The sequence below is a fragment of the Massilia sp. TS11 genome (assembly GCF_022012445.1).
Lineage (GTDB): Bacteria > Pseudomonadota > Gammaproteobacteria > Burkholderiales > Burkholderiaceae_D > Telluria.
On record NZ_JAKLTS010000047.1, the window covers coordinates 1 to 275 of the forward strand.

A 275-nucleotide genomic window follows, 5' to 3' on the forward strand; every position below is an offset into this window, starting at 1 on the left:
GTATCGGTCACCACCACGGTGTAGACGCCATCAGTCGACGGCACGCTGTAGCTGGCCACCGAACTGCCGTTGACCGTGTAGCTGCGCGCGATGCCCGCCCCTGCCGAGCTGAAGTTCAGGTTGCCGTTATTGCTCAGATTGTCCGTCGTGTTGCTGCCGGTGTCGCTGACCAGGCTGATGGTCGGGGCCGTCACACTGGTGACGAGCGAGAAGGTAATGCTGGTGCTGGCGGTGTTGCCGGCCACGTCGGTGTCGGTGACGACGACGGTGTGCAT

At 63.3% G+C, this 275-nt stretch carries 1 protein-coding gene; it reads right to left on the reverse strand.

The features are described 5' to 3' along the window. The coding region (locus tag LZ005_RS21565; protein WP_237811146.1) for a hypothetical protein at positions 1-275 on the reverse strand (275 nt) is incomplete at both ends.